Source organism: Streptomyces sp. NPDC047886, from assembly GCF_043204435.1.
In the GTDB taxonomy this organism is placed as follows: domain Bacteria; phylum Actinomycetota; class Actinomycetes; order Streptomycetales; family Streptomycetaceae; genus Streptomyces.
The window spans coordinates 40,097-57,743 of sequence record NZ_JBIDCF010000005.1; the positions used below are offsets into that span (position 1 = coordinate 40,097).

The following is a 17,647-nucleotide window of genomic DNA, read 5'->3' on the forward strand; positions in this document are numbered from 1 at the left end:
CACCGAGGCGCCGTGCCGGGCGGGACAGGGCGGGGTACGGGGAACGCCCGTCCGCGTCAGCCGGGTTCGTCCGGCCCGGCCCCGTCGGTGACCGGGAACGCCTCCTCCAGCCGTGCGGGCGGCCGCGCGTCCTTCAGGGGGACGAGCGGCACCTGCGGCCCGTGGCCTTCGGCCAGCCAGCGCCTCAGCACCCGGTGCACGGCCTCGGCGCCCACGAGCTCACGGCGGTCGTCGTCACCGGTCGGGGGTGACAGGTCCCGCGGCGAGAGCAGGAAGGCGTGCGACTGCTCGCCGCCCATTCCGCCGTGGGAGCCGATCTGCTCCTCGAAGGCGTGCACCCGTCCGGTGGCGGGGTCGTACATGGAGTTGACCATGATGTCGGCGACGTGCGGGAAGGAGTCGACGCGCCGTACCGCGTCCGCGGCGCCTGGCCCGAAGACGGCGAGCGGCCCCGAGGCGTCGGTGAGCCCGTCGACCGGCGCCTCGAAGTCCCCGGCGCCCAGCACCACGGAGCCGTGCTCCTCGTCGCGCACGAGCAGGAAGCCGATCCCGGGATGGTTCGCCAGGGTGCGCAGCAGGCCCGGGTGGCGGCGCTCGATCTCCTGGCGCGACATCCGGTGCGGCACGTCGGGGAAGGAGATCAGGCCCAGGTTGCCGGAGGCCAGCACGAGCGGCCCCGAGCCGCGCGCGGGCCGCTCGATCCCGGCCTCCTCCACCGGCCGGTGCAGGGCGCCGCGCAGCGCGTCACGGGCCTCGGCGCCGCTCGGCGAGTGCCGGGCGCGGCGCGGCACCGGCAGCCCGCACCCCACCCGTACCAGGTCCCGGAGGGTGAGGCCGTACGCGCTCTCGAAGGTCTCGCCGGGGCTCTGGCCGTGGTCGGAGAGCAGGACGATCCGGTACGGGCGGGGGGCGTGCGCGGCGGCATCGGCGATCAGCGCGACCGCCCGGTCGAGGCGCTCCAGCACCTTCGCGGCGTCCCTGCTGTGCGGACCTGAGTGGTGGGCCACCTCGTCGTACGCGACGAGGTCGGCGTAGACGGCGGTGCGCCCGGCCAGGATGTCGCCCATCACGGCCGTCACCACCACGTCCCGCTCCACGACGGTCGCGAAGGCCCGCACGAACGGGTACAGCCCGCCGCGTCCCACCCTCGGCGTGTCGCCCCTGATCCGTGCCCCGGTGGACTGGCCGATCTCGCGGCCCACCTCGGCGACGAACGCCAGCGCCGTACGGACGGCGTTGGCGGGGTCGCGGAAGTACGCGAAGTACCCGGCGCGCGAGCGGGTGCCGCGCCCCCGGCGGGCGGACACCGACAGCACGAGGGCCAGCTGTCCGGCGCCGCCGCCGAACAGGTTGCCGCGGCTGGCGCCGTCCCCGGCGAGCAGCCCCGGGTGACCGGCCCGCGCGGCGGCGCGCCGCTCGAGCTCGACCGCGCCGGCCGGGCGGTTGCAGACCATCAGCCGGCCGGTGTCCTTCTCGTACCAGCGGAAGGCGGGCACGTCGTGGCTGGAGCCGTGCAGGATGCCGAGCTGGCTGGCGCCGGTCTGGCTGGACCAGTCGGTGCGCCAGCGGGTGAGGCGGTGCGTCGTCCCGGCCCAGGCGGCCAGGGTCGGCATGACGCCGTCGGCGAGCGCGTCCCGCAGGACCTGGTGGCCGACGCCGTCGAGCTGGAGGAAGACGGTGCCGGGCGGGCTGGCAGGACCGAGGTCCACGCGGGGGCGGCGGCGCCCGGCCAGCCGCGAGAGGCGCCGCCGGTAGGCGTCGTCGTCGCGCACGGCTAGGGCGGTGGACATGGCGGACGCCACGGCCGACATGACGGCCGCGACCACCACCGCGCTGTCCGGGTCGGCCTCGCCGCGCCCGTCGGGGATCAGCCAGAGGGCGACGAGCAGCAGGGAGCCGTTGAGGAAGAACACCAGCAGGCCGAGGACGAGCGCCGGCACCAGCAGCAGGGCCCTGACGACGAGCGGCCAGACGAGGGCGCTGAGCAGGCCGAACGCCCCGGCACCCCAGGCGGCGGTGACGGCGGTACGGGTGATGCTGTCGCCGTCGTCGGACTGGAGCTGGAAGTCGGGGAGCAACCCGGCCAGGGCGAGCATCGTCAGGGTCGACACGGCCCAGACCGCGATCACCCGCACCAGGGCGCCACCGGCGGTGCGCCATCGCCGTCCGACCACGCCGTCCGCCTCTCACCCGCTGCCGACCGCCCGTTTCGTCCCGGAGGTCCAGCGTGGCACACCGGGGGGGTGCGCGGGCGATCAGCAGCCGTCGTAGCCGGCGGTCGGCATCGACATCCGGCGGTGCACGTGCGCCTTCATCGCCGCGTCGTACGCCGGCTCGTCCAGGCCGGCGGTCTCCAGCCGCACGCCCCGGCGCTCGCACTCGGCGGAGAAGTCCCCGGCCGATGTCAGGGCCCGTGCCAGGACGCGTTCGTTGGGCACGACGAAGAGGTCCACGGCCCCCGAATCGACGTCCGCCCACAGCATGCGGTGGTCCGGCCGCAGCCCGTAGAACAGCAGCTGGCGGCTGACGACATAGCCCTTGCCGGCCGCCCACCGCTCGCACATGGCGTGCTGGCTGCGCGTATCGACCAGGAAGGGGTCGCTGTCGAGTTCCTCGAGTGGCGTCAGGCTGGCGATCGCCGCCACGCGTACCTCGTCCATGCGGCGACCCTACTCCGATCGGCCCCGTCCGAGGAGGCGCCGCTCTACGCTCGGAGGGAGCGACCTGGAGCGAGGAGGCGGCGTGCCGGTGGAGGTCACCTGGTGGGGTCATGCCACCTGCACGATCGAGGACTCCGGGGTGCGGGTGCTCACCGACCCGCTGTTCGTGCGGCACCTCGCCCACCTGCGGCGGCGGCGCGGCGCGCTGCCGCCGGCCGACGCGGCGCGCGCGGACGTCGTGCTGATCTCGCACCTGCACTCCGACCATCTCCATCTGCCCTCGCTGGCCCGGCTCGCGCCCGGCACCCTGCTGGTCGTGCCACGGGGTGCGGTCCGCGCCGTGCCGAGGCTGCGGAGGCTGAGCGGGCTGCGGATCACCGAGGTCGCGGTCGGCGACGAGGTGAAGGTGGCGGACCTGACGGTGCGGGCGGTGCCGGCCGCGCACGACGGGCGGCGGCTGCCGGTGGGGCCGCGCGTGGCGCCCGCCCTCGGCTATGTCGTGCACGGCACGGCACGGACGTACTTCGCCGGGGACACCGGGCTGTTCGACGGGATGGCCGAGGCCGTGGGCGAGGTGGACGTGGCGCTGCTCCCGGTGGGCGGCTGGGGCCCGTACCTGGGCCGCGGTCACCTGGACGCGGGTCGTGCGGCGCGGGCGCTGGCCGCGCTGGCGCCGCGTGCGGCGGTGCCCGTGCACTACGGCACGTACTGGCCGATCGGGTTGGACGCGGTGCGGCCCCATGAGTTCCACGCGCCGGGCGACGAGTTCGTACGGCTGGCGGCGCGGTCCGCGCCGGAGGTCGACGTGCGTCTGCTGGGGCACGGCGAGACCGCGCGGCCCGGGACGTCCCCGTGATCGCGCAGCCGCTGGCGGAGGCGGTCGTGGACACCGTGGGCCGGTTGCCCCCCGAGGAGACGCAGCGCGCGGTCGGCTATCCGGCGCTGTTCCTGCTGGTGGCGCTGGGCGCGCTGGTGCCGGTCGTGCCGACCGGGGCGATCGTGAGCTCGGCGGCGGTCGTGGCGTTCCATCAGACGGCGCCGTTCGCGCTGCTGGTGGTGTTCCTGCTGGCGGCGGGCGCGGCGCTGGCCGGGGACGTGGCGCTGTACTGGCTGGGGCAGCGCGGGGTCCGTTCGAGGAACGGCTCGCGGTGGCTGGCGGCGCTGCGCGCCAGGGCGGCGCCCGACCGGCTGGAGTGGGCGCAGGCGCGACTGCGGACGCACCGGGTGTCGGTGCTGGTCCTGTCCCGGCTGGTCCCGGCCGGCCGCGTCCCGGTGATGCTGGCGTGCCTGCTGTCGGCGATACCGCTGGGCCGTTTCGTGCGCGGTGACGTCCCGGCGTGTCTGGCGTGGGCGGCGACGTACCAGGCGATCGGGATCCTGGGCGGTTCGCTGTTCCCGCAGCCGTGGCAGGGCGTGGCGGCGGCGGTGGCGCTGACGCTGCTGATCGGCGCGGTGCCGCGCGTCTGGCGGCGGCTGCGGGGCGCGTGAGGGCACGGGGGCGGCGGGTGCGGGGCGCGGTGAGGGCACGGGCGCGGCGGGGGCGGGGCGCGGTGAGGGCACGCGGGCGGCGGGTGCGGGGCGGCGGGTGCGGGGGTCGCGGGGGGGCGGACGAGCGTCAGGCGGTGGGGTCCAGTACGCGGGACTCTCCGACCGCCAGGTCCCACAGGCGGTCTCTGGGCAGGCCCATGACCTCCCATGCCTTCAGCAGGCGGACGCGGGGTTCCAGGACCGGTTCGGCGGACAGGATGAACGTCGCCCAGTGCATGGGGGCCATGAGACGGGCGCCCAGGTCCTGGAAGGCGCGGACGGCCTCCTCGGGGTCGGTGTGGACGTCGCGCAGCCACCAGCGGGGGGCGTACGCGCCGATGGGGAGGAGCGCGAGGTCGATCCCGGGATGGCGGCGGCCGATCTCCCCGAACCAGTGCCCGTAGCCGGTGTCCCCGGCGAAGTAGACGCTGTTCCCCTGGTCGTCGCCGATGATCCAGCCGCCCCACAGGGACCGGCACGTGTCGGTCAGGGTGCGCTTGGACCAGTGGTGCGAGGGGACGAAGTCGAAGCGGACGCCGCCGAGTTCGGTGGCCTCCCACCAGTCGAGCTCGGTGACGCGGGTGAAACGGCGGCGCCGGAACCACGGGCCGAGTCCGGCGGGCACGAGCATGGGGGTGGAGCGGGGCAGCCGGGCGAGGGTCGGCGCGTCGAGGTGGTCGTAGTGGTTGTGGCTGATGACGACGGCGTCGATGGGCGGGAGGTCCTCCCAGCGGACGCCGACCGGGGTGATGCGGGCGGGCGTGCCGAGGATACGGCGGGACCAGACGGGGTCGGTGAGGACGGTGAGCCCGCCGACGCGCAGGATCCAGCTGGCGTGCCCGGCCCAGGTGACGGCGATGGTGCCGGTGGCGGGCTCGGGCAGCGGGCCGGGCGCGAACGGCAGCCGGGGAATGTCGTGGAGGCCCTCGGCCGGGGGGCGTACGGCGCCCTCGCGGGCGAGCCGCGCGAGGGCTCGTACGCCGGGCAGGGGCGCGGTGAGCCGGTCGGCGAAGGAGCGGGGCCAGGTGCGCGGTTCGCCGAACGGGCGGAGGGCGTCCGGTCTCGGCCGCCGGTCGGCCCCGGGCGCGTCCGCGCCGGTCTGCGGGGCCGGGTCGGCGGATGTCCGCGGTGCCGTCTGTTCCGTCATCTGCGGGCTCCTTCACCGTAGTTCGCGGAAGGCGGTGCCGAAGGCGTCCAGCGCCTGTGCCACGTGGGGCAGGCCGAGGGGGCGGGCCGCCGCCAGGGACTCCAGACGCTCGTCCGGAGTGGTGCCGAGGAGGGGTCCGGTGGCGAGCCGTACCCGCAGGGCGCCGAGTTCGTCGCCGAACCGGTGCCCGCCGGGCGCGGGCGTCCCCAGGCGTCGGGTGAGGTACTCCTCCAGGTCCATCGAGTCGTTGACGCCCCGCCGGGCGAGGTGGGCGCGCAGCGGCCCCAGGTCGGCGTAGAAGTGGCGGCCCGCCTGGGGCGGCAGCGCGAGGGCGCCGGCGTCGATGACGGCGTGGTGCGCGGCGGCCGCCACGCGCGCGTGCAGGGCGGCAGCGCCCGCGGCGCGGGCGGTGACGGGTCCCGGTTCGTCGAGGGCCAGGGCGGTGGCCTCGGCGACCGGGGCGGGGAGTACGGCCCCGAGGGCGGTGAGGATGTCGAGGGTGCGGGCGCGGCGGGCGGCGAGCGGCCCCGACTGCGGGAAGCGGGCGATGGCGGCGGGCCAGGATGACGGGGTGAGTGCCCCGGCGAGGTCGCACAGGACGGTGACGTCGTCGGGGCACATCTCGGCGGGGCTGACGATCACCGTGTCGTGCGGATCGTGGAGGGTGTCGCGCCATGTCTCGTCGCTGATGATGTGCATGCCCTCGGCGACGGCGGCCTCGCACGCCTCGCGGACGAGTTCGGGCGGGGCGACGGTCCCGGTCGGGTCGTCGGCGACGGAGAGCAGCAGGAGGGCGGGGTGGCCGCCTTCGCCGCGTACCCGTCGTACGGTCTCCAGCAGCGCGTACGGGTCGGGCACGCCGCCGCATTCGGCGGGGGTGGGCACGTGGTAGGCGGGCCGGCCGAGCAGCCGGGCCTGCGGGCTCCACGCGGCGGGGCAGGGGCGGGGCATCAGGACGTCGCCGCCGTGCGCGGCGACGAGAGCGGCGAGCAGGGGCCCCGGGCCGGGCGCGGCGGCCAGGTTCTCCGGGTGGCACCTCAGGCCGCGCCGCGACCAGTAGCCGCAGGCGGCCTCCCGGAGGACGGGGCCGCCGCCGGGCGGTTCGGGTTCGGTGCGTCCGGCGGCCGACGCGAGGACGGTGGCCAGTTCGGGGACGACGGGCAGGCCGGTGTCGGGGGCGGGCGGCGCGTGACGGACCTGGCCGTGGCCGGGGTGGACGCCGCCGGTCGGGTCGGCGACGCCGTCCCGCGCCGTGGACTCCCGCATGCCACCACCTCCGCCGTCGCTCCGCCCCCGTACGCCGTGTCGCCCGTGTCCCGGGGGCGTGCCGTGTCTCCCCGTGTTCTTTATACGAAGGTTCCGGCCGGTTCGCCGCCCGGTGGCCGGGCGGAGAGGTGTCCGGTCGTCGTCGCCGCCAGCCGGGCTATCTCGTCCTCCAGGCCCCGGCCCCTGGTGCGGACGACCTGGGCGGCGACATCGGCGAGTTTGCGGTTGGTGAGCTGCGAGACGCGCCGCAGCACGGCGTGGGCCTCGTCGGCGTCGCAGCCGAGGACGTGCATCACGATGCCGCCCGCCTGGTCGATGACCGGCCGGGACCGCAGCGCGGTGGCCAGCTGCCCGACTTCCGTGAGGGCGGCGCGGTAGCGGCGGTCGCGGACGAGTCCGGCCGCCACCTCCTCGCCCAGCACGGCGGCGGGGCTGTGGACGGCGTCCTCCAGGGAACCGGGCCGGAAGCCGTACAGGTTGAGGGTGATGTCGATACCGGCGCGGTGGAAGGGCAGGGTGACGCTCGCCCGTACGCCGGAGCCGAGGGCGACGGCCCGGTAGTCGGGCCAGCGGTCGTCGTGCAGCAGGTCCTCGGCGTCGACGGGTTCGCCGGTGTCGAGGGCCGTGCGGATCGGCCCGTCGCCGCTGTCGAGCTGTACGGAGACGAGTGCGGCGAGGTCCGGATGGGTGGCGCTGGTGCGGCGCTCGGCCTCGTCGCCGGTGAGGGTGGCGACGGCGCCGCAGCACGCGGGCACGGACCGTACGCACTGCTCCGCGAGCTGTTGCAGCCGGCGGACGGTGGACGCGGGCTCGGGACCTTCGTACTCCTGCTCGGGCAGCATCGGCAACTCCTCTCTGGGTGCGGCTGCCCCGTGTGGGGGGCGCGAAACGGCGCGCACATGGGGCGCGTGATGCGGTTACGGTGCTCGTAGCGGCGGCGTGGAGCGCTCGTGGCGATCGGGTGGAGCAGAAAGCGGTGGCATGACGGAGACGGATGCGTTCGGTGAGGATCTCGCGGATTTCGTACGCCGTGTCGGGGAGCTGCGCGGCGCCCGCGCGCTGCCGCCGGAGGAGCAGCACGGCATCCTCGACGCGGCCCTGTTCGAACTCCAGCACGCGGCGGAGACGCTGTGGCCCCGCTACGAGAAGCTGGCGGCGCGCGCCCCGGACGGCTCGTCCGCCGAGCGGCAGGAGCGGCAACTGCTGAAGACGCTGTTCCAGCGGCTGCCGCTGGCGGTGGCGCTGGTCGACCGTGACACCGTCGTGCGGCGGATGAACTTCGCCGCCACGGGGCTGACCGGGGTACGGGCGGGCTATGCGACCGGCCGGCCGCTCGCGAGCCTGCTGACGCCTGGCGACCGGGCCCCGTTCCGCTCGCAGGTCGCCGCCACCGCCCGGGGCGAGGGCGGCCGGAGCCTGACCGTCCGGCTCCAGCAGCGGCCGGGCGAGCCGGTGCGGGCCACACTGGCCACCCTGCCGCTGCCGGGCGAGCCGCACCCGACCGTGGTCGTGGTGCTCCAGCCGGACGCGCCGGACTCGCACGTGGCGACCGCCGCGGCGCCGGGGCGGCCCAGGCGCCGCCCGGCACCGCCGGACCTGGCGGGCGCGACGGAGCGGGCGGAGGCACTCGACCTGGTCGACGCGGTGGCGACCGCCCTGCTGCGCTGCCCGCCGGACGACGATGTCCGTGCCGTGCTGGAGGCGGTGGCCGGAGTGCTGCACGGCCGGTTCGCCGACTGGGTGGTCGCCGACACGGCGGGGGCGCGGCCATCGCGCCGGCTGGTCGTGCTGGCCCCGCCCGAGAAGCCCGGGACGGCCCCGGAGGACGGTACGGCGGCCCGCGGCGGATCCGCCGCGGCGCTCGCCCGGGCGATGGCGGCGCAGGCCCCGGCGGACTGCCCGCTGGTCGTGGAGGTCGCGCGGGGCGGCTCGGCGTCGCTCCAGGTACGGCCCGAGGACGCCCTCGCGTTCGGGACGGACGCGGACGGCATGGCCGTCCTCGTGCGCGCCCAGGTCACCTCGCTGCTGTGCCTCCCGCTGTACTGCGAGGGCAGCGGGGTGCTGGGCGTGCTGACACTGTTCCGCACCGGCGCCCGGCGGGCGTTCTCGATGGCCGAGGCGCAGGCGGCCGACGTCGTGTCCCGTCATGTCGCGCTGGCTATGCGGCGACGTCCCGCATGATGTCCTCCCGCAGCCTGGTGCAGCAGCGGCTGATCAGCCGGGACACGTGCATCTGCGAGATGCCGAGGTCCTCGGCTATCCGGCTCTGGGTCATGTCGCCGAAGAACCGCATGTAGAGGATCTTCTGCTCCCGTTCGGGGAGTTCGCGCAGCCGTGGCTTGACGGCCTCGCGGTCGACGACGACGTCGAGGGCCGGGTCGGGGCCGCCGAGCGCGTCGACGAGGGTGTAGCCGTCCTCGGTGCCGGGCAGCTCCGCGTCGAGCGAGAGCGCGGTGAAGCTGTCCAGCGCCTCCAGTCCGGCCATGGCCTCCTCCTCGGTCATGCCGGCCTTCTTGGCTATCTCGGAGACGGTCGGGACACGCCCGCCGACGGAGTGCGTCAGCTCCTGGTAGGCGGTGCGGACGCGGCCGCGCAGGTCCTGGACGCGGCGCGGGACGTGGAGGGTCCACATGTGGTCCCGGAAGTGGCGCTTGATCTCGCCGGTGATCGTGGGCACCGCGAAACTCTCGAAGGCGGCGCCACGCGAGGGGTCGTAGCGGTCGACGGCCTTGACCAGGCCGAGCGCGGCGACCTGCTTGAGGTCCTCCAGCGACTCCCCGCGGTTGCGGAACCGGCCGGCCAGCCGGTCGGCCATGGGCAGCCAGGCGCGCACGATGTCCTCGCGGACGCTGTCCCGTTCCTCACCGTCCGGCAACTCGGCCAGGCGCCGGAACGCGTCGGCGGTGTCGGGTGCGTCGTCGTGCGGATGCTTCGTGTGAGCGAGGGTACGCATGTTGTTTCCAGCTCCCTGAACGGCGCTGACGGATTGCTGTCACCCCGAGAGAGCTCTCTTCCGTCCGGGCACAGACACGCCCGGAGCGGTGGGCCACTCCCAGGACGTGCCTCCGGTCCGAAGCACGAGATGCGCATGCCCGGGGCCCGCTGTGGCAAACGCCTCACTCCACTCTCCGCACGGAATCGTCATCCGGCTCCCGCTGTCGGGACGGCCACCGTCGGGACACGACGGTCCTACTCGCGGGTAGAGCTCACGCGGGTGACGAACGCGCAGGTGAGCAGGTATGCAGACGGCCCCCGCCGGACGCGGTCGCGCGAGCGGGACGGGACGCGCCGGTTCGGCTGTCCGAGTGATGCGGAAGGTCGCGGGCGGATCGCCGGAGTATCGCGCGCGGGTCGCCGGGGCCGGGGCGCGGGGCTCGCCGTCAGGGCGGCACGGGGGTGCCGTCAGGGACCGGCACGAGGGTGCCGTCAGGGACCGGCACGGGGGTGCCGTCAAGACCGGCGGGCCGCGTTGTGGCGGGGTATGGGCGTCGTCCGGACCGACGGGCCTTTGTGGCCGGGCTGCGGGCGTCGGGAACGGGCGCCGGAACGTCAGGGGCCGGCCGGAGCCTCGGCTTCCGCACCGTGCGGTGTGGCGGCCGGAGCGGGACACGGCCGGGCCGCCCGCGCCGTGCGGCGCCCCCGGGCGTGGCGCCGACGTGCCGCGGGCGTGGAGGCGGGCGCGAGGGGCGGGCCCGCGGCCCCCGTGCCGGACACCGTGGCCCCCGTCGAAGGCTCGTCGGCGGCGACGCCGGCCTCGGCGGACGGCAGGGCGCCCCCCGGTGTGCCGACGGGCGGCGGGGCATCGGGCAGACCGGCCTCCGACGGTGGGACAGCCGACGGGACGGCGCCGGACGACAGGTCGTCCGTAGGGGCGGCGTCCTCCACGGGGAGGGGATCGGACGGCAGGACCAGCTCTTCGTAGCGGCCCATCGCCAGGACGGCGCCGAGCAGTGCGGGCGGCAGAAGCAGGGGGATCAGCACGGATATCAGTTCCATCGACCCGTCCTTCCGTGTCCTGGCGGCCAGGACTCCAGCGCCCGAAGGGGCTGGAGTCCGCGTCGGGTACCGGGGCGAGGTTCCGGGCGCGGGCCGCCGCCCACGTCCGGAACCGTTCGGCCCCTTACCCCATGGCCGCTCGGCCGCAGCGGCGAGTCCCCTGCGGGACCGTCCTCAAACCACCGCCCACCGCCCGGTCCGCCCGCCTCCCGCAGCGCACCCGTCCGGTGACGGGTTTGCGGCCGCGCGGCCGGGTACCCGCCCGGCGACCGACACACGCGGCATCGTGGAGGGCGCCATGCAGCGAGGCAGCGATCGGCTCAGCCGCCGTCAGGATGACGAGATGAAGCACCAGCTGAAAGGGCTGCTCCAGTCCGGCCACCCGACCAGGACCGAGGAGTGGCACGACCCGGAGCCGGTCGCCGAGGACGATCCGGAACTGGCGCCACCGCGCGCGCAGACGGATCCGTTCGAGGTGCTGCGCCTGGAACTGGGCCGGCACCTGGCGCGTACCCCGTTCCCGGCCCACCGCGGGGATCTGATGCGGGTGCTGCGCGAACGGCACGCGCCCGACCGGCTCATGGAGCGCGTGGCGGGGTTGCCCGGCGACCGGACGTACCGGAGCGTGCAGGACGTGGCGGTAGCGCTGCACCGGATGTGACGACACGTACGAAGGGATGAGCTCCATGGCACAGCTCGTCAGGGAAGTGATGACACCGGGCGTGGCCGCGGTTCGGCCCGATGCCTCACTCGTCGAGGCGGCGCAGCTGATGCGTGCCCAGGACATCGGCGACGTGCTGGTGGCCGACGGCGACCGGCTCGTGGGAGTGGTCACCGACCGCGACATCACGTTGCGGGCGGTCGCCGAGGGCGCCGACCCCCTCACCGTGAACGCCCAGACCGTCTGCACGCCGGATCCGGTCTGCGTCGGGCCGAACGACGAGGTGGCGACCGCCGTCGAGCTGATGCGCCGCCATGCGATCCGGCGGCTGCCGGTGGTGGAGGACGGACGCCCGCTGGGCGTGGTGTCCATCGGCGATCTGGCGATCTCCGAAGACCCCCGGTCCGCGCTCGCCGACATCAGCCGCGCCGAACCCAACACCGAACCGGCCTGACGGACCACGCAGGACTACCGAGGACCACCCGGAACCACCCGAACCCACCCACCCCGAAACCACCGTGGGAATGTCCACGGGCCGCACACGGGCCGACAGGTGCCTGTACGGGCCCGCGCGGGCCGGGGCACGAGCCCGTCCGGCCCGCCGGGGTCCCTCGGCCCGTCTGCCGGAGAGAAGGAGCCGCATCATGCGTATCGCGTTTCTCGTCGCGCCCGAGGGCGTCGAACAGATCGAACTGACCAAGCCGTGGCAGGCGGTCACGGACGCCGGAGGTTCACCGGATCTGGTCTCCACGCGGACGGGTAGCGTCCAGGCGTTCAACCACCTCGACAAGGCGGACACCTTCCCGGTGGACCGGACGGTGGACGACGCGTCCGTCTCCGACTACGACGGGCTCGTCCTGCCGGGCGGGGTCGCCAATCCCGACGCCCTGCGCATGGACGAGGGCGCCGTCGCCTTCGTGCGGGGGTTCTTCGACGCGGGCAAGCCCGTCGCGGCGATCTGCCATGCCCCGTGGACACTGGTGGAGGCCGACGTCGTACGCGGCAGGACGCTCACGTCCTGGCCCAGCCTCCGGACCGACCTCCGCAACGCGGGCGCGACCTGGGTGGACGAGGAGGTGAAGATCTGCGACGCCGCTCCGACGACGCTGATCACCAGCCGTAAGCCGAAGGACCTGCCGGCCTTCTGCCAGGCGTTCATCGCGGAGTTCAGCAAGGCGCCGACGCCGAGCCGAGCCTGAGGCCCCCCCGCCGCCCCGAGTTCCGGCCCCGCCCCCGCCCCCGCCCTGCCACCGGCCGCCGGGTCGTCAGGGCCGCGCCACCGGCCGCCGGGTCGTCAGGCCCGGCGGCCGAGCATGCCCAGCAGCCTGGTCTGGGGGTCGGCGTCATCGGGGACGGGGACCGGCGAGGCGAACAGACCGCTCGCCGCCAGATCGTCCGCGTACGGTGAGAGCTCCTGGAGCGCGAAGTCGACCAGGTGCCGCGCCAGCCGCTCGTCCGCGCCGATGGCCCGCGACAGGTCCCACGCGTGCACCACCAGGTCCGTCACCATCTGCGCGCAGTACGCCGCGGCGGGTGTGTCGCCCGCCGAGAGATGGACCGTACGGTCGAGCGCGCCCGGCTCGTGGAGCGCGTCGCTCGCCGCGGCGGACGACCGGTCCCAGACGCCGACCGGGTCGTCACCCAGGACGTCGCCGTCGAAGGCGTCGCCGACCTCGGAGATCGTCCGTTCCTCGCGCACCAGGGGCACCACCCACAGCTGTTCACCGGTCACATGGTTGACCAGGTCCCGCACGGACCACTCCGTGCACGGCGTGGGGCCGTCCCACTGGTCCGCCCCGATCTCATGGACACGCCGGGTGAACAGGTCGAGTGCCTCGGTGTGCCGGTCGAGCAGCGGGTTGGTCATGGGGACACCTCCGTGGAGCGGTGGAACCGACGGGTCCACTGTCACCCGCGCCCCCTCGGCGGCGCGACAGGAGAGGTCCGTGTGAGGTCCGTGTGGTCGCGAACCCTCCGGGTACCCGTTCCGGACGGACACTCCGGCCTCCGGGAGGGAGCCATGCAACTCGCCTTTCTCACCAGTCTCTTCGACCGCCCCGGGCCGTGGGCCAGTGTCTATCTGGACACCTCCCGCGTCGACGAGTCCGCCCGTGAACGAATGGAGCTGCAGGCCAGGGACGTCTGTGCGGAACTCGCCGCCCTGGGCGCCGACCCGGCGACCGAGCGGGCCGTGCGCGAGGCGCTCACCTCATGGCCCCGGCCTCCGGGCGAGGCGGGGCGGGCGGTGTTCGCGGCCCACGGCGAGGTCGTCCTCGATCCGCCGCTGACCGCGCGGCCGCTCGCCCCGCAGCAGGTGTTCTGGTCGGCACTGCCCCGCCTCGGCCCACTCCTGGACGTGGCCGCCCAGGAGCCGGTCTGCCTGGTCGCGTACATCGACAGGACCGGCGCCGACCTGGAGCTGCGCAGCCCCGTCGCGGCGATGCCGGCCGGCCATGTGGAGGGCCGTCAGTGGCCCGTGCACCGCACGGCGACCAACGCCTGGTCCGAGCGCCACTTCCAGTTGAGCGTGGAGAACACCTGGGACCAGAACGCCGCCAGGATCGCCGAAGCCGTCGCCGCGTCCCAGGAGGAGACCGGCGCCGATCTGATCGTGCTGGCCGGTGACCCGCGTGAGCGGCGTTCCGTCCTGGAGCGGCTCCCCGGAACTCTCCGCGAACGCGCGGTGGAGAGCGAGCACGGCGGCCGGGCCGCCGGCGCCTCCCGCCGGCTGCTGGACCAGGACGTGGACACGGCCCGGCGTGAGCACGCGCGGCGGATCGCGGAAGCGGAACTCGACCGGTTCCGGGCGGGCCGCTCCCCCGCCGGCGAGGGCCGGCCCGTCGCCGCCGAGGGCGTACCCGCCCTGATCGAGGCGGCCCGCGAGCACCGGATCGCCGAGCTGCTGATCCGCCCCGAGGGGCCCGACGCGCACCGCGAGGTGTGGGTGGGCGCCGAACCCGACCAGATCGCGGTACGCCGCAGCGAGACCCAGTACCTGGGCGACACGGAGCCGGTCGCGGCCAGGGCGGACGACGCGCTGCTGCGTTCGGCCGTGGTGACCGGGGCCGACGTGCTCCGGGTACAGCCGGAGATCGACGATCAGGTACCGGCCGGTGGCCTGGGCGCGCTGCTGCGCTGGCCGTACCAGGAGCGGGAGCGGGAGGCGGCGACGGCCTGACCTCCGGTATCCGCGTGCCCCCGTACCCAGGCGTACGGGGGCACGCCTGTACAGCGCGACGAGCACCGTCAGCCGGGTCCTGCGGTCCTCCTGCCGCTGTTTCCGGATCATGTCGTCCCACCCGGTGCGGCCGGTGCGCGGCGTACGGCCGACACGACGACGACGCGCGGCCGCGAGCCCCGTGTACACCGGCGCCACCTGGGCACTCGTAGGGCGGAGGTGCAGATCATGGTTCCCATCCTGCTGGTTCTGCTGCTGGCGATCCTTCTCTTCGGCTTCGGATTCGCCGTGAAGGCGCTGTGGTGGATCGCGCTGGCGGTCCTGGTCATCTGGTTGCTCGGGTTCCTGTTCACGGGCACGGCTGCCGGTGGCGGCCGGTCCCGCTGGTACCGCTGGTAGCGGCCGGGAGACCGCGGGGCGCGCGAAGGCGCCCCGCGCCCGACCGGCCGGGCGGGCCCCCCGCGCGCGGGGGGGGGGCGCCCCCCCCCCCCCGGGGGGGGCCGGGCGGGGGGGCAACGGTGGGGGGGGGGGGGCCCGGGGGGGCCGGGGGGGGGGGGGGGGGGGGCGGGGGGGCCCGGCCCCCCCCCCCGCCCCCGGCGGGGGGGGGGGGGCCGGGGGGGGGGGGCGCCGCCCCCCCCCCCGCTCCGGGGGCCTTCCGTCGCGGGGCGAAATCGTGTTGCGCGGTGGCGCCCCGGCCTTCGACGATCGCCGTATGACCGTGTTCCTGCAGACGCCCCGGCTGACCCTGCGCCCGTTCCACGAGGCCGACCTGGACGAGGTGGTCGCCCTCGACAACGACCCCGAGGTGATGCGGTACCTCAACGGCGGACGCCCCACGTCCTGCGACGAGGTGCGGACCCGGACCCTGCCGCGGCTGCTGGGGCACGGCTTCTGGGTCGCCGAGGCCGCCGGGGACGGCGCCTGGCTCGGCTGGTTCCAGCTGGAGCCGCAGGCCGCGCCCGGCGACGACCCGCACACGGTCGAACTCGGCTATCGGCTGCACCGCAGGGCGTGGGGGCGCGGGTACGCGACGGAGGGCTCCCGTGCTCTGATCGACAAGGCGTTCGAGGAGCTGGGGGTGCGGCGGGTGACCGCGACGACGATGACGGTGAACACGGGTTCGCGCCGCGTCATGGAGAAGTCGGGGCTGCGGTACGTCCGGACGTTCTTCGAGGAGTGGCCGGAGACCATCGAGGGCTCCGAACAGGGCGATGTGGAGTACGCCCTGACGCGGGAGGAGTGGCAGGCCGGCCGCGCCGGGCGCTGACGCCACGCCCGGCGCGGTCGGCACGGCGCGGTCGCGGCCGGCACGGCGCGGCCCGGTCGGGACGGCGCGGTCGGCACGGGGGCATCCGTGTCAGCCGTGCGCCACGACCCGTTCCACGAGCAGCTTCACGGCCGCGACGATCGCCTCGGCGTCGATGCCCGCCTCACGCAGCTGCTCGTCAGGGGTCGCCGAACCCGGCATGCCGCGCACCGCCAGCCGGGCTGTGCGGGGCGCCGGACGGCCGTCGGCGAAGGCGTCGGCCACCGCGTCGCCGATGCCGCCCTCGGGGTGGTGGTCCTCGACGGTGAGGAGGCAGCCGGTGGCTCCGGCCGCGTCGTCCAGCGTGGCGGTGTCCACGGGCTTGACGGAGTACAGGTCGATCACCCGCACCGGGATGCCGTAGTCGGCCAGCAGGTCGGCGGCCTTCAGCGCCTCGTGGACCGTCACCCCGGCGGCGACGACCGTCGCCCGGTCGTGGGCGCCGGCGCGCAGGACCTTGCTGCCGCCGACGGGGAACTCCTCGTCCGGCCCGTAGATCACGGGGGTGTCGCCGCGTGACGTGCGCAGGTAGCGGATGCCCTCGCGGCCCCGGTCGGCCATGGCCGCGACGAGCTTGGCGGTCTGGTTGGCGTCGCACGGGTACAGGACCGTGCTGCCGTGCACCGCGCGGAACATGGCCAGGTCCTCCAGGCCCATCTGGGACGGGCCGTCCTTGCCGATGGCGACGCCCGCGTGCGAGCCGACCAGGTTGAGCCGGGCGCGGCCGACCGCCGCCATGCGCACGAAGTCGTGGGCGCGGGTCAGGAAGGCCGCGAACGACGACGCGTACGGCAGGTAGCCGCGCGACTGGAGCCCCACGGCGGCCGCGACGAGCTGCTGTTCGGCGATGTAGCACTCGAAGAAGCGCTCGGGGTGGGCCTTCGCGAAGTACTCGGCCCGTGTGGAGTCGCTCACCTCGGCGTCCAGCGCGACCACGTCCCCGCGCGCCGCGCCCATGGCCTCCAGGGCCCGCCCGTAGGCGGTACGGGTGGCGACCTCGTCGCCCACGTCGAAGCGGGGCAGCTCGGGCTCCGAGTCGCTCACGGCGTGCAGCACCCGCCCCTCGGGGGGCCGCTGTACGTCCACGTGGAGGGCGCGCGGCCCGCCCAGTTCGGCGATCGCCTCCTCGGCGTCGGGTACGGGCTTGCCGTGCATGCCCTCGCGGTCCTCGACGGCCTCGACACCGCGCCCTTTGTGGGTGGTGGCGAGGATCGCGGCGGGCTGCCGGATCGTGGAGCGTGCCTCGGCGTACGCGGCGTCGACGGCCTGGACGTCGTGCCCGTCCACCTCGATGACGTGCCAGCCGAAGGCGTGCAGCCGCCGCGCGTAGGCGCCGACGTCGTGTCCGTGCCGGGTGGGGCCGCGCTGTCCGAGCCGGTTGACGTCCACGATGAGGGTCAGGTTGTCGAGGTGCTCGTAGGCGGCGTGCTCGACGGCCTCCCAGACGGAGCCCTCCGCCATCTCGCTGTCACCGGACAGGACGTACACGCGGTAGGGGATCCGGTCGAGCCGCTTCCCGGCGAGCGCCACGCCCACCCCGACGGGCAGCCCCTGCCCGAGGGAGCCGGTGGCGACGTCGACCCAGGGCAGCCGGGGCGTCGGGTGCCCTTCCAGCCGGCTGCCGAGCGTGCGGTAGGTGCGCAGCTCCTCGTCGTCCACGGCGCCGGCCGCCCGGTACATGGCGTAGAGCAGAGGTGACGCGTGTCCCTTGGACAGGATGAACCGGTCGTTGCCGGGGTGGTCGGGCCGGTCGAAGTCGTAGCGCAGGTGGTGGGCGAGGAGGACGGCGGCGAGGTCGGCCGCCGACATGGAGGACGTGGGGTGGCCGGAGCCCGCCGCGTCGGCGACGCGTACGGCGTCGGCCCTCAACTGCTGGGCGAGCGAGGCGATGTCTTCGTACTGCATG

At 75.3% G+C, this 17,647-nt stretch carries 18 protein-coding genes; 9 read left to right on the top strand and 9 right to left on the bottom strand.

From position 1 onward, the window contains the following. Positions 1-56: 56 nt before the first annotated feature. Together ACGF5U_RS18220 and ACGF5U_RS18225 are read right to left on the bottom strand one after the other, a co-directional pair. On the bottom strand, positions 57-2,096 hold the full coding sequence (locus tag ACGF5U_RS18220; protein WP_392715843.1) for an alkaline phosphatase family protein: 2,040 nt from the start codon (positions 2,094-2,096) through the stop codon (positions 57-59). Between the two features lie 159 nt (positions 2,097-2,255). Beyond that, positions 2,256-2,660: a hypothetical protein gene (locus ACGF5U_RS18225; RefSeq protein ID WP_392715756.1), complete on the bottom strand. Its 405-nt coding sequence runs from the start codon at positions 2,658-2,660 to the stop codon at positions 2,256-2,258. An 82-nt stretch (positions 2,661-2,742) separates the two neighbouring features. Between ACGF5U_RS18225 and ACGF5U_RS18230 the strand changes: the two genes are divergently transcribed. Both ACGF5U_RS18230 and ACGF5U_RS18235 read left to right on the top strand, forming a co-directional pair. Then, a complete protein-coding gene (locus ACGF5U_RS18230; RefSeq protein ID WP_392715754.1) occupies positions 2,743-3,516 on the top strand; it encodes an MBL fold metallo-hydrolase in 774 nt (257 codons plus the stop codon). Further along, positions 3,513-4,148, top strand: coding sequence for a DedA family protein (locus ACGF5U_RS18235; protein WP_392715752.1), 636 nt, complete (start codon positions 3,513-3,515; stop codon positions 4,146-4,148). The genes ACGF5U_RS18230 and ACGF5U_RS18235 overlap by 4 nt, the downstream gene beginning before the upstream one ends. Positions 4,149-4,275: 127 nt before the next feature. Here ACGF5U_RS18235 and ACGF5U_RS18240 read toward each other — a convergent pair whose 3' ends face one another. From ACGF5U_RS18240 to ACGF5U_RS18250, 3 genes are all read right to left on the bottom strand, one after another. After that, on the bottom strand, positions 4,276-5,334 hold the full coding sequence (locus ACGF5U_RS18240) for an MBL fold metallo-hydrolase (protein WP_392715750.1): 1,059 nt from the start codon (positions 5,332-5,334) through the stop codon (positions 4,276-4,278). A gap of 12 nt (positions 5,335-5,346) precedes the next feature. Next, on the bottom strand, positions 5,347-6,600 hold the full coding sequence (locus tag ACGF5U_RS18245) for an aminotransferase class I/II-fold pyridoxal phosphate-dependent enzyme (RefSeq protein ID WP_392715748.1): 1,254 nt from the start codon (positions 6,598-6,600) through the stop codon (positions 5,347-5,349). An 80-nt stretch (positions 6,601-6,680) separates the two neighbouring features. Further along, positions 6,681-7,442: an ANTAR domain-containing response regulator gene (locus ACGF5U_RS18250; RefSeq protein ID WP_392715746.1), complete on the bottom strand. Its 762-nt coding sequence runs from the start codon at positions 7,440-7,442 to the stop codon at positions 6,681-6,683. Positions 7,443-7,581: 139 nt separating this feature from the next. On the opposite strand from ACGF5U_RS18250, the gene ACGF5U_RS18255 reads away from it, so the two are divergent. Further along, positions 7,582-8,781 (top strand): PAS domain-containing protein, encoded by a 1,200-nt coding sequence (locus ACGF5U_RS18255; RefSeq protein WP_392715744.1) that lies wholly within the window; start codon positions 7,582-7,584, stop codon positions 8,779-8,781. Here the strand turns inward: ACGF5U_RS18255 and ACGF5U_RS18260 are convergent. Together ACGF5U_RS18260 and ACGF5U_RS18265 are read right to left on the bottom strand one after the other, a co-directional pair. Then, on the bottom strand, positions 8,759-9,553 hold the full coding sequence (locus ACGF5U_RS18260) for an RNA polymerase sigma factor SigF (protein ID WP_392715742.1): 795 nt from the start codon (positions 9,551-9,553) through the stop codon (positions 8,759-8,761). The genes ACGF5U_RS18255 and ACGF5U_RS18260 overlap by 23 nt on opposite strands. Positions 9,554-10,149: 596 nt before the next feature. Beyond that, a complete protein-coding gene (locus ACGF5U_RS18265; RefSeq protein ID WP_392715740.1) occupies positions 10,150-10,596 on the bottom strand; it encodes a hypothetical protein in 447 nt (148 codons plus the stop codon). 343 nt (positions 10,597-10,939) lie between these two features. Here ACGF5U_RS18265 and ACGF5U_RS18270 point away from each other — a divergent pair, with 343 nt between their 5' ends. The 3 genes from ACGF5U_RS18270 to ACGF5U_RS18280 all read left to right on the top strand — a co-directional run bounded on the left by ACGF5U_RS18270 (position 10,940) and on the right by ACGF5U_RS18280 (position 12,456). Beyond that, positions 10,940-11,257, top strand: coding sequence for a DUF2795 domain-containing protein (locus ACGF5U_RS18270; RefSeq protein ID WP_392715738.1), 318 nt, complete (start codon positions 10,940-10,942; stop codon positions 11,255-11,257). Positions 11,258-11,282: 25 nt separating this feature from the next. Further along, positions 11,283-11,711 (top strand): CBS domain-containing protein, encoded by a 429-nt coding sequence (locus ACGF5U_RS18275; RefSeq protein WP_392715736.1) that lies wholly within the window; start codon positions 11,283-11,285, stop codon positions 11,709-11,711. A gap of 190 nt (positions 11,712-11,901) precedes the next feature. Continuing rightward, positions 11,902-12,456: a type 1 glutamine amidotransferase domain-containing protein gene (locus tag ACGF5U_RS18280; RefSeq protein WP_392715734.1), complete on the top strand. Its 555-nt coding sequence runs from the start codon at positions 11,902-11,904 to the stop codon at positions 12,454-12,456. Positions 12,457-12,551: 95 nt separating this feature from the next. Here ACGF5U_RS18280 and ACGF5U_RS18285 read toward each other — a convergent pair whose 3' ends face one another. Further along, positions 12,552-13,124, bottom strand: coding sequence for a TIGR03086 family metal-binding protein (locus ACGF5U_RS18285; protein ID WP_392715732.1), 573 nt, complete (start codon positions 13,122-13,124; stop codon positions 12,552-12,554). A 153-nt stretch (positions 13,125-13,277) separates the two neighbouring features. Between ACGF5U_RS18285 and ACGF5U_RS18290 the strand changes: the two genes are divergently transcribed. From ACGF5U_RS18290 to ACGF5U_RS18300, 3 genes are all read left to right on the top strand, one after another. Then, positions 13,278-14,435 carry a Vms1/Ankzf1 family peptidyl-tRNA hydrolase gene (locus tag ACGF5U_RS18290; RefSeq protein WP_392715730.1) on the top strand — a complete coding sequence of 386 codons (1,158 nt, stop codon included), beginning with the start codon at positions 13,278-13,280 and terminating at the stop codon, positions 14,433-14,435. Between the two features lie 228 nt (positions 14,436-14,663). Beyond that, positions 14,664-14,834, top strand: a complete 171-nt coding sequence (locus ACGF5U_RS18295; protein ID WP_392818840.1) for a hydrophobic protein — start codon at positions 14,664-14,666, stop codon at positions 14,832-14,834. A 313-nt stretch (positions 14,835-15,147) separates the two neighbouring features. After that, positions 15,148-15,702: a GNAT family N-acetyltransferase gene (locus tag ACGF5U_RS18300; protein WP_392715728.1), complete on the top strand. Its 555-nt coding sequence runs from the start codon at positions 15,148-15,150 to the stop codon at positions 15,700-15,702. A 90-nt stretch (positions 15,703-15,792) separates the two neighbouring features. Here the strand turns inward: ACGF5U_RS18300 and ACGF5U_RS18305 are convergent, their stop codons facing one another. Then, the gene (locus tag ACGF5U_RS18305; RefSeq protein ID WP_392715726.1) at positions 15,793-17,646 is read right to left on the bottom strand and encodes a transketolase; all 1,854 of its coding nucleotides are present in this window, start codon (positions 17,644-17,646) and stop codon (positions 15,793-15,795) included. Between the last annotated feature and the right edge of the window lies 1 nt (position 17,647).